This is a genomic window from Caballeronia sp. LZ034LL (assembly GCF_031451215.1).
Lineage (GTDB): Bacteria > Pseudomonadota > Gammaproteobacteria > Burkholderiales > Burkholderiaceae > Caballeronia.
Map to the genome: position 1 here is coordinate 1408201 of NZ_JARUXR010000001.1, position 12922 is coordinate 1421122.

At 66.0% G+C, this 12922-nt stretch carries 13 protein-coding genes and 1 pseudogene; 9 read left to right on the forward strand and 5 right to left on the reverse strand.

Features of this window, described 5'->3' with window-relative positions; translation table 11 throughout:
- Positions 1 to 3: 3 nt before the first annotated feature.
- From QCE83_RS06495 to QCE83_RS06515, 5 genes are all read right to left on the reverse strand, one after another.
- Positions 4 to 786, reverse strand: a complete 783-nt coding sequence (locus QCE83_RS06495) for a peptidylprolyl isomerase (protein WP_309808242.1) — start codon at positions 784 to 786, stop codon at positions 4 to 6.
- A gap of 122 nt (positions 787 to 908) precedes the next feature.
- Positions 909 to 1223 (reverse strand): BolA family protein, encoded by a 315-nt coding sequence (locus QCE83_RS06500; RefSeq protein WP_309808243.1) that lies wholly within the window; start codon positions 1221 to 1223, stop codon positions 909 to 911.
- Positions 1220 to 1756 (reverse strand): septation protein A, encoded by a 537-nt coding sequence (locus QCE83_RS06505; protein ID WP_309808244.1) that lies wholly within the window; start codon positions 1754 to 1756, stop codon positions 1220 to 1222. Before QCE83_RS06505 ends, QCE83_RS06500 begins: the two co-directional genes overlap by 4 nt.
- 137 nt (positions 1757 to 1893) lie before the next feature.
- Positions 1894 to 2310, reverse strand: coding sequence for a peptide-methionine (R)-S-oxide reductase MsrB (msrB, locus tag QCE83_RS06510; RefSeq protein WP_309808245.1), 417 nt, complete (start codon positions 2308 to 2310; stop codon positions 1894 to 1896).
- A gap of 49 nt (positions 2311 to 2359) precedes the next feature.
- Complete coding sequence (locus QCE83_RS06515; RefSeq protein ID WP_404984216.1) at positions 2360 to 3952, reverse strand: protein adenylyltransferase SelO; 1593 nt, start codon at positions 3950 to 3952, stop codon at positions 2360 to 2362.
- 120 nt (positions 3953 to 4072) lie between these two features.
- Here QCE83_RS06515 and QCE83_RS06520 point away from each other — a divergent pair, with 120 nt between their 5' ends.
- The 9 genes and pseudogenes from QCE83_RS06520 to QCE83_RS06560 form a co-directional block, all read left to right on the forward strand.
- Complete coding sequence (locus QCE83_RS06520) at positions 4073 to 5731, forward strand: 3-(methylthio)propionyl-CoA ligase (RefSeq protein ID WP_309808246.1); 1659 nt, start codon at positions 4073 to 4075, stop codon at positions 5729 to 5731.
- A 162-nt stretch (positions 5732 to 5893) separates the two neighbouring features.
- Positions 5894 to 7978 (forward strand): 3-hydroxyacyl-CoA dehydrogenase NAD-binding domain-containing protein, encoded by a 2085-nt coding sequence (locus QCE83_RS06525; RefSeq protein ID WP_309808247.1) that lies wholly within the window; start codon positions 5894 to 5896, stop codon positions 7976 to 7978.
- 15 nt (positions 7979 to 7993) lie between these two features.
- Positions 7994 to 8635: a bifunctional nicotinamidase/pyrazinamidase gene (pncA, locus tag QCE83_RS06530; protein ID WP_309811502.1), complete on the forward strand. Its 642-nt coding sequence runs from the start codon at positions 7994 to 7996 to the stop codon at positions 8633 to 8635.
- A complete protein-coding gene (locus QCE83_RS06535; RefSeq protein ID WP_309808248.1) occupies positions 8632 to 9810 on the forward strand; it encodes an acetyl-CoA C-acyltransferase in 1179 nt (392 codons plus the stop codon). Before pncA ends, QCE83_RS06535 begins: the two co-directional genes overlap by 4 nt.
- An 88-nt stretch (positions 9811 to 9898) precedes the next feature.
- The gene (locus QCE83_RS06540) at positions 9899 to 10201 is read left to right on the forward strand and encodes a Dabb family protein (protein ID WP_309808249.1); all 303 of its coding nucleotides are present in this window, start codon (positions 9899 to 9901) and stop codon (positions 10199 to 10201) included.
- Entirely contained in the window at positions 10198 to 10686 is a 489-nt protein-coding gene (locus tag QCE83_RS06545; protein WP_309808250.1) for a PaaI family thioesterase, read from the forward strand. The genes QCE83_RS06540 and QCE83_RS06545 overlap by 4 nt, the downstream gene beginning before the upstream one ends.
- A 46-nt stretch (positions 10687 to 10732) precedes the next feature.
- Complete coding sequence (locus QCE83_RS06550) at positions 10733 to 11737, forward strand: NADP-dependent oxidoreductase (RefSeq protein ID WP_309808251.1); 1005 nt, start codon at positions 10733 to 10735, stop codon at positions 11735 to 11737.
- Between the two features lie 19 nt (positions 11738 to 11756).
- Positions 11757 to 12617, forward strand: coding sequence for an SDR family oxidoreductase (locus tag QCE83_RS06555; protein ID WP_309808252.1), 861 nt, complete (start codon positions 11757 to 11759; stop codon positions 12615 to 12617).
- A 27-nt stretch (positions 12618 to 12644) separates the two neighbouring features.
- Positions 12645 to 12922: pseudogene (locus QCE83_RS06560) on the forward strand (alpha/beta hydrolase); the annotation flags it as partial.

Consider the following 12922-nt stretch of genomic DNA (forward strand, 5'->3'; position numbering starts at 1 on the left):
TGCTTACTTCACCACGGCCTTCTTGCGCAGACCTTCTTCGAACGCCTGCAGCTTTTCCTGCTGGATCTGCTGGGCGATCTGCGGCTTCACCTGCTCGAGCGGCGGCGGGGCGACGTCGCGGGAATCGTCGAGGCGGATGATGTGCCAGCCGAACTGCGTCTTGACCGGCTCCGGCGTGACTTCGCCCTTCTTGAGCTTCTCGGCGGCGGCGCCGAATTCCGGCACATACGCCGACGGCGCCGACCAGTCGAGATCGCCGCCGTTCTTGCCCGATCCCGGGTCCTTCGAATATTGCTTGGCGAGATCCTCGAAGCTCGCGCCGCCCTTGATCTTGGCGATCAGGTCTTTCGCCTGGGCTTCGTTGTCGACGAGGATGTGATGCAGATGCAGTTCCGTGCCGCCGCCGTTCTGCTTGACCAGCTGGTCGTAGCGGGCCTTGATCTCGGCGTCGGTGGGCGTGTTCTTCTTCACGAAGTCTTCGATCATCGCGCGCAGCACCACGGTCTGCTGCGCGACCGCCAGTTGCGCCTTGACGTCGGGACGCGACGCGATGCCTTCGCGCGCGGCTTCCTGCATCAGGATTTCGCGATTGATGAGTTCTTCGCGCACGGCTTGTTGAAGCTGCGGCGAATCCTGCTGACCTTGCGCGACCAGTTGCTTCACGAGCGCATCGGCGCGCGACGTGGGAATCGGCGTGCCGTTCACGACGGCGATGTTCTGCGCAAACGCGGGGGCCGCCGCGAACGCAGCCAGCAACACCCAGACGCGGGGTTTTTTCAGAGTCATCGGAGAGTCCTAACTGAGCAAACAGACGCCTTCACAGGCGAGATTCAAAAAGCAGGGAATGCGGCAAGCACGGAGCGCGTCTCGGGTCACCTGAATCCGCGGAGATCCTTGGCCAGGTACACCTATTCGAATTGTTCCGCGAACTCCTGCGGCGTATAAGCCCGGATGGCCAGCGCATGCACGCCGCGCCGCATTTCATCGGCCAGCGCATCATACACCAGCCGATGCCGCGCCACGCGGGCCCGGCCGGCGAAGCATTCCGCGACGATCGTCACGGTGTAGTGGCTGCCCGAAGCCGCGCCGGCGTGGCCCGCATGGGCGGCGCTGTCGTCGTCGAGATGCACGGACTGAGGCGTCAGCGCCGCGTTCAGGCGCGCTTCCAGATGGGCGATCTTTTCGGCGGCCGTGGCGTTCATGAAATCGAAGGCATCGCTCATTGACCATCCTCCTTCATGTACTTCGCGAGCCAGAAACTCTGCGCGACGATGAACACGACCAGACATCCGGTGGCGCCGAACAGCTTGAAGTTGACCCACTGGTCCGTCGTGAAGTGATACGCGACGAACAGGTTCACGATGCCGAGCAAGCCGAAGAACACCGCCCACGCGACATTCAATTGTCCCCACACGCGATGCGGCAGCACGATCTGCTTGCCCATCATCGCTTCGATCAGATTCTTCCTGAAACCCAGTTGCGCGACGATCAGCGCGACGGCAAACAGCCAGTAAAGCGCGGTGGGTTTCCACTTGATGAAGGTGTCGTTGTGCAGCACGAGCGTCGCGCCGCCGAACACGACCACCACGCCGAGACTGACCCACAGCATCGGATCGACCTTGCGGTGGCGGAACGCGACCCACGCGATCTGCAGCAGGGTCGCCGCGATCGCCACGGCCGTCGCGGTGTAGATGCCCCAGACTTTGAATGCGACGAAAAAGAGAATGATCGGAAACAGATCGAACAGAAATTTCATTGGCGTCCGGACGTGAAAGGCGGCGGATGGGGTGCAGCGCATGAACGAACGCCCGCTCGGATTGCAGCGGGCGTCAGACGGTTGAAACAGAAGCGCAAGCCGGTGTCCCGTGCGTGCGCCTGGTTACATGGATTCGCTTACTTGGGTTCGAATTGTAGCGCAGCCGAGTTGATGCAATAGCGCAGGCCGGTCGGCGCCGGGCCGTCCTCGAAGACATGGCCGAGATGGGCGCCGCAGTTCTTGCAGACCACCTCGATGCGCAGCATGCCGTGCGAGCGGTCGGTCTTTTCCTGGACCACTTCGCCGTTGATCGGCTTGAAGTAGCTTGGCCAGCCGCAGCCGGCGTCGAATTTCGTGTCCGACTCGAACAGCGGCGTGCCGCAGCACACGCAATCATAGACGCCGCGTTCCGTGTGATCCCAGTATTTGCCCGTGAACGGCCGCTCGGTCGCGGCATGGCGCGTCACCTGGTACTGCATGTCGTCCAGTTCGCTGCGATAGGTCGCATCGTCCTTTTGCAGCGGATAGCTCGCGGGGGTGTCGTCGTGGCTCATCTGTGGTTCCTTTGGTCTGGCCGGGAAGGCCCTGTATATGAGGACGATCCTACGAAGAACAACTCACTTCGAGATCGCTCGCCCAGTCGGGCGGCAGGCCCGCATAGGCCTCGTTCCCGGGCTGCTCGTCGTAGGGGTGGCGCAGCACGTCCAGCAGGCGCGCCACTTCGGAAAAATCCTTCGCCGCCGCCTGGCGGATCGCCTGTTCCGCCAGATGATTGCGCAGCACGTATTTCGGATTCACGCGGTTCATCGCGTCCGCACGCGCAGCGTCGTCGCGGGTTTCGTGCGCGAGACGTTCGCGATACTTTACGGCCCACGCGTCGAATGCCGCGCGGTCGAGGAACAGGTCGCGCACGGCTGAGTCGCCGCTTGCATCGGCCTTGCGCAGTTTCGACAGATTGCGGAACGTGAGCGTGAAGTCCGCGCGGTTCGCATGCATGATTTCGAAGAGGCCGTTGGCGAGCGCGTCGTCGCCTTCGCGTTCGACGGCCAGGCCCAGTTTCGCGCGCATCGTCGCGACGAGCGCCGGTGCAAAGCGCGCCTTGAAGCCTTCGAGCACTTTCTGCGCTTCCTCGACGACGCGTTCCGCGCGGCCTTCCTCGGGCAGGTTGTCGCCGAACAGCGGCACGAGCGCCTGCGCGAGACAGAACAGGTTCCAGTAGCCGACCTGCGGCTGACGGCCATACGAATAGCGGCCCTGCGTGTCCGAATGATTGCAGATGTGATGCGCGTTGAAGCCGTCCATGAAGCCGAACGGACCATAGTCGATGGTGAGACCCAGGATCGACATGTTGTCGGTGTTCATCACGCCATGACAGAAGCCGACGCCTTGCCATTGCGCCATCAGGTCGGCGGTCGTGCGCACCGCCTCGGCCAGCAGCGCGAGATACGGGTCCGGCTGCGCGCGGCAGTGCGGATAGAAGCGGTCGATCACGTGATCGGCGAGCTTGCGGAGCTCGTCGGGGCGGTCGTTCGAATAGAAATGCTCGAAGTGTCCGAAGCGCACGAAGCTCGGCGCGACGCGCGTGACGATCGCCGCGGTTTCCATCTCTTCGCGGCGCACCGGCTGATCGGAGCCGACGACCGCGAAGGCGCGCGTGGTCGGAATGCCGAGGTGATGCATCGCTTCCGAGCACAGGAATTCGCGGATCGACGAGCGCAGCACCGCGCGGCCATCGCCCATGCGTGAGTACGGCGTGCGTCCGGCGCCCTTCAGCTGCACTTCGAGGCGTGCGCCGCCGTGCTCCACTTCACCCAGCGTGAGCGCGCGTCCGTCGCCCAGCTGGCCCGCCCACACGCCGAACTGATGCCCGGAGTAGACGGCGGCGTAGGGCAGGGCATCGGCCGGCCAGTCACGCGTGGGATTGCCCGCGAAATACGCGGCAAAGGCGTCTTTCTCCGGGCCGGTGGCGAGGTCGGCATCGAAGCCGAGCGTCTGCGCCATTTCGCGCGACAGCCCGACGAGGTACGGCTCCGGCACGGGCGCGGCAGGCAGGCGGGTGAGGAACGCGGTACCGAGCGCCGCGAAGGAACCGGGCTTGCCGGCTTCGACGGCATCGGCGACCTGCTGCATCGATTGCGCGTCCGCGGGTGTCTCGTCCCGCGAAACGCGCGCCGCATTGGTTGGGGAAAACGACATATTGAGCGCCTCTGAGTTAAACGATATTGTAAATCCGCGTCCGCGGGCCTGCAGGGCCCGGCCCGGGCGCGATCCAGTCAGGCCACACCGACCAGGCCATCGACCCTGAGGACTTCGCCCATGATGTCGCCGCTCCACGGCCAGATGATGGAAGTACCGTTGCTCGCGTCGTCCCTGCTGTCCCACGCCTCGCGCCACTTCGGCGATACCGAGATCGTTTCGCGCCGTATCGAAGGCGATATCCACCGCTACACCTGGCGCGACTGCGAACGGCGCGCGAAGCAGCTCGCGCAGGCGCTGACCGCGCTGGGCGTCGCGCAGGGCGAGCGCGTCGGCACCCTCGCATGGAACGGCTACCGGCATCTGGAGTGCTACTACGGCGTGTCGGGCATGGGCGCCGTGTGCCACACGATCAACCCGCGCCTGTTTCCGGATCAGGTTGCCTTCATCATCGATCACGCCGACGACGCCTATGTCTGCTTCGACATGACCTTCGCGCCGCTGGTCGAGATCATCGCGCCGCAGTGTCCGAACGTGAAAGGCTGGATTGCGCTCGGCGATGCATCGTGCATCGAGACGCATCTGTCGGACCTGAGCGTGCCCGTGATGAGCTACGAGACGCTCATCGGCGCCCATGACGGCGACTACGACTGGCCGATGCTCGACGAACGCCAGGCTTCGTTCCTGTGCTACACGTCGGGCACGACCGGCAATCCGAAGGGCGCGCTGTATTCGCATCGCTCGACCGTGCTGCACGCGTACGGCGCCGCGCTGCCGGATGCGATGGGCGCATCCGCGAGCGACTCCATTCTTCCCGTCGTGCCGATGTTCCATGTGAACGCCTGGGGCATTCCGCACGCGGCGCCGCTGGTCGGCGCGAAGCTCGTGCTGCCGGGCAAGGATCTCGACGGCCAGTCGCTGTATGAATTGATGGAAGCGGAAGGCGTCACCTATTCGGCCGGCGTGCCCACGGTCTGGATGGGCCTGCTCGCCTACCTGAAGCAGCACGGCCTGCGCTTCTCGACGCTCACGCGCACGGTGATCGGCGGCTCCGCGTACCCGCCCGCGATGCTGCGCATCTTCGAGGAAGACTACGGCGTGCAGGTGATCCACGCGTGGGGCATGACGGAGATGTCGCCGCTCGGCACGCTGTCGCGTCTGAGCTATCGCCAGAAGCAGCGGCCGCCCGAGGAGCAGCGCCATGCGCTGGAAAAGCAGGGCCGCGCGTTGTTTGGCGTGGACATGAAGGTGGTCGGCGACGACGGCCGCGAACTGCCGTGGGACGGCAAGTCCTTCGGCGACCTGTACGTGCGCGGGCCGTGGGTCATCGACCGCTATTTCCGGCGTGACGATTCTCCGCTCGTCGACGGCTGGTTCCCGACCGGCGATGTCGCGACCATCGACCCGGACGGCTTCATGCAGATCACGGACCGCAGCAAGGACGTCATCAAGTCGGGCGGCGAATGGATCAGCTCGATCGACCTGGAGAACATCGCGGTATCGCATCCGCAAGTGGCCGAGGCGGCGTGCATCGCGTGCGCGCACCCGAAGTGGACCGAGCGGCCGCTGATCGTGGCCGTGCTGAAACCGGGCGCGACGGTCACGCGCGAGGAACTGCTCGCCCATTTCGACGGCAAGGTGGCGAAGTGGTGGGTCCCCGACGACGTGATCTTCGCCGAAGAGCTGCCGCATACCGCGACGGGCAAGCTGCAGAAGGTCCGGCTGCGCGACCAGTATCGCGATCACGTGTTGCCTGGTGTGGCCGAAAATCCGGTTTGACGCGTGGTCTTCGTTGTCTTTGAAGCCCCGGATGCATGCAGGCGTCCGGGGCTTCGTCATCTTCAGCGCTTGAGCGTTAAGATCGCACTGTGTGACGATCGTGCTTTTCCGCCTGGCGCGGCACGCTCATTCCTTTATCGCGATCCATCGGGAGACAGCTTCATGGCAGTGGATTATTCGATCCGCGACGGCGTCGCCGTCATCATGCTCGACAATCCGCCGGTGAACGGGCTCCGGCACGCAACGCGGCTCGGCATCGTCGAGGGCATCGGGCGCGCGAACAGCGACGCGACGGTGCGCGCCATCGTCCTGATCGGGGCGGGCAAGGCCTTTTCGGGCGGCGCCGACATCACCGAATTCAATACCCCGAAGGCCACGCAGGAACCGACGCTCCTGACCGTCATCAAGGCCGTCGAGGGCAGCGCGAAGCCGGTCGTCGCGGCGATTCATGCCGTGGCGATGGGCGGCGGCCTGGAACTCGCGCTCGGCGCGCATTACCGCGTTGCTGCGCCGGGCGCGCAGATCGCGCTGCCGGAAGTGAAGCTCGGCCTGCTGCCGGGCGCGGGCGGCACGCAGCGTCTGCCGCGCGCGGTCGGCCTGGAGACGGCGCTCAACATGATGGTGTCCGGCACGCCGGCGCCGTCCGAGCAGCTGGCGCAAAGCGGGCTCTTCGACGCCTTGGTACAAGGCGATCTGCTCGACGCCGCGCTGAACTTCGCGCGCGAAGCCGCGGACCGTGGCGGGCCATATCCAAAGGTGCGCGAGCGCCGCATCGAGCATCCGAACGCGGAGGGCTTCATCCAGTTCGCGCGCAACAGCGTGGCGACGGTGGCGCGGCATTTCCCGGCGCCGCACAAGTGCATCGATGCAATCGAAAAGGGCGTCAAGGAAGGCTTCGAACGCGGCCTTGCGTTCGAGCGCGAATGCTTTCTCGCGCTGGTGCAGGCGCCCGAGAGCCGCGCGCTGCGGCATGCGTTCTTCGGCGAGCGCGCGGCCGGCAAGATCGCCGACGTGCCGTCGAACACGCCGGTCAGGAAGATCGAACAGATCGGCATCGTGGGCGCGGGCACGATGGGCGGCGGCATCGCGATGAATTTCCTCAACGCAAAGCTGCCCGTCACGCTGCTGGAGACGAAGCAGGACGCGCTGGATCGCGGTCTCGCGACGATTCGCCGCCATTACGAGGCGCAGGTGCAGAAGGGCAAGCTCACGCAGCAACAGGTGGAGGACCGCATCGCGCTGATCCGTCCGACGCTCTCGTTCGCCGATCTCGCGCAAGCCGACCTGATCGTCGAAGCGGTGTTCGAAGACCTGGACGTGAAGGAGCAGGTGTTTCGCCAGCTGGATGAAGTGGCGAAGCCGGGCGCGATCCTCGCCTCGAACACCTCGACGCTCGACCTGAACCGCATCGCGTCGTTCACGAAGCGTCCCGGCGATGTGATCGGCATGCACTTCTTCAGTCCCGCCAACGTGATGAAACTGCTCGAAGTGGTGCGCGGCAAGGAGACGTCGAAAGAGGTGCTCGCCACCGTCATGCAGCTTGCGAAGAAGATCAAGAAGACCGCGGTGGTGTCAGGCGTGTGCGACGGCTTCATCGGCAACCGCATGATCGAGCAGTACATTCGCCAGGCGCTCTTCATGCTGGAAGAGGGCGCGCTGCCCGCGCAGGTGGATCGCGCGATCGAACAGTTCGGCTTCGCGATGGGCCCGTTCCGCATGAGCGATCTGGCCGGCAACGATATCGGCTGGGCTATCCCCAAGCGGCGTTATCGCGAGCAGCCGGAGTTGCGTTACGCGCGCGTCGCCGACCGTTTATGCGAGATGGGCCGCTTCGGACAGAAGACCGGCGCGGGCTGGTATGACTACGCGCCGGGCAAGCGCGATGCCGTCCCGTCTCAGGCCGTCGACGAAATGATCGCCGGCTTCTCAGCCGAACAAGGTGTGGCGCGGCGCGAGATCGGCGATGAGGAAATCGTCGAGCGTCTGGTGCTGTCGCTCGTGAACGAAGGCGCGAAGATTCTCGAGGAAGGCATCGCGGCGAAGGCCTCCGACATCGACATGGTGTATCTCACCGGCTATGGCTTCCCGCTGTGGCGCGGCGGCCCGATGCTGTATGCGGATACCATCGGGCTCTATAACGTCGATCGCGCGTTGCGCAAGTATGCCGCCCAACCCAACGGCGACGCCTGGCAGCCCGCCGCACGCATCGCCGCACTCGCCGCCGACAACGGCCGCTTCAACGCCTGAGCTTCTTTGAACATGATGAAACCCGTAGAAGATGTGCTGATCGTCGTGGACGTGCAACCCGATTTCATGCCGGGCGGGGCGCTGGCGGTCGCGCGCGGCGACGAGGTCGTGCCGGTCATCAACCGCATCGCGGCCGGCTTTTCGCACGTCGTGCTGACCCAGGACTGGCATCCGCGTTCGCATGTGTCGTTCGCGGCGAATCACGCGGGACGCCAGCCCTTCGAAACGATGACACTGCCCTACGGCGAGCAGGTGCTGTGGCCGGTGCACTGCGTGCAGGACACCGAGGGCGCGGCGCTGCATCGCGACCTGCACGTGCCGCATGCGCGGATGGTGGTGCGCAAGGGGCATCACGAGCACGTCGACAGCTATTCGGCGTTCCTCGAAGCGGATCGCACGACGCCGACCGGCCTGACCGGCTATCTGCGCGACACCGGCGTCCGGCGCGTGTGGCTCGCCGGACTCGCGACCGACTATTGCGTTGCGTGGTCGGCGCTCGATGCGCGCGCGGCCGGCTTCGAAACCATCGTCATCGAGGACGCATGCCGCGCGATCGACCTGGACGGGTCGCTGGCGCGCGCGTGGCGGGACATGCTCGGCGCCGGCGTGCGGCGCGTGACTTCGAACGACATCGAAACGAGAGAGACGACGACATGACCGACGCCGTGATCGTAGCCACCGCGCGCACCGCGCTCGCCAAATCGTGGCGCGGCGCACTCAACATGACCCATGGCGCGACGCTCGGCGGCCACGTCGTGCGGGCGGCGATCGAACGCGCGGGCATCGACCCGGCGCGCATCGAGGACGTCGTCATGGGCTGCGCGTTTCCCGAAGGCGCGACCGGCATGAACGTCGCGCGGCAGATCGCGTTGCGCGCCGGCTTGGCCGCAGCGGTGCCGGGCATGACGGTGAACCGTTTCTGCTCGTCGGGCTTGCAGAGCATCGCGCTCGCCGCGCAGCGCGTGATGACGGGCGAGGGCGAAGTGTTCGTCGCAGGCGGCGTCGAGTCGATTTCCTGCGTGCAGAACGAGATGAACCGCCACATGCTGAAGGAAGGCTGGCTCGACACGCACAAGCCCGCGATCTACTGGCCGATGCTCCAGACCGCCGAGAACGTCGCGCGGCGCTACGACATTTCGCGGGAGCGCCAGGACGAATACGGTGCACGTTCGCAGCAGCGCGCGGCCGCCGCACAGGCAGCGGGCCGCTTCGATGCCGAGATCGTGCCGATCACCGTGCTCGCCGGCGTCGCGGACAAGGTGAGCGGCCGGCTCTTCACGCGCGAAGTCACGCTCGCCGCCGACGAAGGCATCCGCGCGGACACCACGCTCGAAGGCGTCGGGAAGATCCGCACGGCGCTGCCGGGCGGCGTCATCACGGCCGGCAACGCGAGTCAGTTCTCGGATGGCGCGTCGGCGTGCGTCGTCATGAGCGCGACGCTTGCCGAGCGTGAAGGATTGCAGCCGCTCGGCATTTTTCGCGGCTTCGCGGTCGCGGGCTGCGAGCCGGACGAAATGGGCATCGGGCCGGTGTTCGCGGTGCCGAAGCTGCTGCAACGCGCGGGGCTCACCGTCGATGACATCGGCCTGTGGGAACTGAACGAAGCCTTCGCCGTGCAGGTGCTGTATTGCCGCGACCGGCTGGGCATCCCCGACGAGCGTCTCAACGTGAACGGCGGCGCGATCGCGGTCGGGCATCCGTATGGCGTGTCGGGCGCGCGCCTGACGGGGCATGCGTTGCTCGAAGGCAAGCGGCGCGGCGTGCGCTTCGTCGTGGTGACGATGTGCGTCGGCGGCGGGCAGGGCGCGGCGGGATTGTTCGAGATCGTGTGACGGAACCGCATCCGTCGCGCGTACATCGCCGCCCGGCGATTTTTGCTACGCTTCAGGTCTCGACCGACATCATGAAACAGGAGCCGCCGTGCTGCGTCACATCGTCATGTGGAAGCTGAAGGAAACCGCCGAGGGCGCTAGCCGCGCCGAGAATGCGCAAAAGCTGAAAGCCAAGCTCGAAACCTGCCGCAGCATCGTGAAAGGGCAGGGACACTTCGAGGTCGGCACCGCTCAGCCGGGCTTCGACTGCACCTATGACGTCGTGCTGGTGTCCGATTTCGACGACCGCGCCGCGCTCGAGGCCTATCAGGTCCATCCGAAGCATCAGGTCGTGAAGGACTTCGTCGCGGCGGTCCGTGAAGACCGTCAATGCGTCGACTACGAGGTATGAGCGCAATGTCCAGCACCGATCCGGCGAACACCGGCGTGTCCATCGAAAGCCCGTTCATCGACTCGCTCGGCGTCGATCTCGTCCGTGCGCAGGACGGCGAAAGCGAAGTGTGCCTGCCGCTGCGCGACACCCATCTGAACACCTGGGGCATCGCCCATGGCGGCGTCACGATGACCCTGCTCGACGCCGCGCTCGCGCTCGCCGCGCGCAGCGTCGCGGGGGACGGCATGGGCGTCGTCACGGTCGAGATGAAGGTGAACTTCATGCAGCCTGGCCGCGGCGAATTGCGCGGCTACGGCCGCGTGCTGCACCGCTCGACCACGATGGCTTATTGCGAAGGCGAAGTGCGCGACAGCGAAGGGCACTTCGTGGCCAAGGCGCTCGGCACCTTCAAGTACATGAAGCGGCTCGCGGTCGGACGCGACATCGCACGCCAGAAAATGCGTACCGATCCCAAGGCGCTGCCCGGCCCGAGCGACGCTTGAGACGCCCGACACCGGCATCATCCCTTTGAAGACAGGAGAACCCGCCATGGCAGACGCACCGCTGAACCGTCAGATCCTGCTCGTCTCACGTCCCGATGGCGAAGCCTCGGCAAGCAACTTCAAGCTCGTCGAAACGCCGCTCGCGCCGCTCGCCGAGGGCGAGGTGCGGGTCCGCAACCACTATCTGTCGCTCGACCCGTACATGCGCGGCCGCATGGACGACGCCAAGTCCTACGCGCCGCCGCAGCCGCTGAACGAAGTGATGATCGGCGGCACGGTGGGCGTCGTCAGCGAGTCGCGCAATCCGAAGTTCGCGGTCGGCGACAACGTCGTGGGCATGCTCGGCTGGCAGGAGTACGGCACCTCGGACGGCACGATGCTAAACAAGGTCGATGCCTCGCGCGTGCCGCTCTCCGCCTATCTCGGCGCGCTTGGCATGCCGGGCGTCACTGCGTGGTACGGCCTGAACGGCATCATCAAGCCGAAGGCGGGCGAGACCGTGGTGGTGTCGGCGGCGAGCGGCGCGGTGGGCAGCGTCGTCGGGCAACTGGCGAAGGCGGCCGGCTGCCGCGCAGTGGGCATCGCGGGCGGCGCGGAGAAATGCCGCTACGTGGTGGAGACGCTCGGCTTCGATGCCTGCGTCGACTACAAGGCGGGCAACCTGCGCGCCGACCTGAAGGCGGCCGTGCCGGATGGCATCGACGGCTACTTCGAGAACGTCGGCGGCGAGATCCTCAACGCGGTGCTGGCGCGCATGAACGCGTTCGGACGCATTGCCGTGTGCGGCATGATCTCCGGTTACGACGGCAAACCCCTGCCGCTGGACGCGCCCCGGCTCATCCTGACGCAGCGGCTCTTGCTGCAAGGCTTCATCGTCTATGAGCACCTCGACATCTGGCCGCAGGCGCTCAAGGATCTCGGCGAACGCGTCGCGACGAAGAAGCTGCTGTTCCGCGAGAGCATCGCGGACGGTCTCGAGCAAGCGCCCGAGGCGCTGCTCGGCATGCTGCGCGGCAAGAACTTCGGCAAGCAGCTCGTGAAGCTGATCTGATCGAACCCGGAAACCTCACGTGGACAGTTTCGCAGGCAAGGTTGCCGTCATCACCGGCGCGGGCAGCGGCTTCGGCCGGGCGTTCGCGCGGCAAGGTGCGGCGCTCGGCATGAAGCTCGTGCTCGCCGATCTCGACACCGCCGGCCTCGCCCTCACGGTGGACGCCATCCGCGCGCAGGGCGGCGAAGCGCTCGGCGTGACGGCGGATGTCTCGGACCCGCTGCAGGTCGACGCGCTGGCGCAGGCCGCGCTCGATGCCTTCGGCGGCGTGCATCTGCTGTTCAACAACGCGGGCGTCGGCGCGGGCGGGTTCGTGTGGGAGAACAGCGCCAACGACTGGCAATGGGTCTTCGGCGTCAACGTGATGGGTGTCGCGAACGGTCTGCGTGCCTTCGTGCCCATCATGCTGCGGCAGAACGAGCCGGCGCATATCGTCAATACGGCGTCGGTGGCGGGCCTGCTCGCCGCGCCCGCGATGGGCGTCTACAACGCGTCGAAACACGCGGTCGTCGCGCTGACCGAGACCTTGCAGCATGATTTGCGGCTGGCGGGCGCGGACCTGATCGGCGTGTCGCTGCTGTGTCCCGCGTTCGTGCCGACCGGCATCGCCGATGCCGAACGCGCGCGGCCCGAAGCGCTCGCCAACGCCGCGCCGTACACCGCGTCGCAGAAACTCGCCGCGCGGCAACTGACGAAAGCGGTGGAAGGCGGCAAGCTCACGGCAGACGACATCGCTGCACTGACCTTCGATGCCGTGCGCGCGGGCCGCTTCTACGTCATCACGCATCCGGCCATCATGGCTTCGGTGCAACTGCGGCTCGACGACATCGCGCAACTGCGCAATCCCACCGATCCGATGTCGCTCAGGCGGCCGCGTTAGCCTCGTATTTTCTACGCTCCTCAATCGATGCCGCTCAATCCCAAGATCGCCCAAATCCTCGAGATGGTGGCGCGTGCGAACCGCCCGCCGTTCCACACGCTGACGCCGCAGCAGGCGCGCGCCGCGTATGCGATGAGCGCGCCGATCCTCGACATCGCGCCGCTGCCGCTGTTCAGTGTCGAGGACGTGCAGGTGCCCACGCGCGACGGCGCGACGATCGGCGTGCGCGTGTATCAGCCCGTCGAGCCGAACTGGGCGCAGCCGGTGGCGGGGCTGCTGTATCTGCATGGTGGTGGCTTTACCGT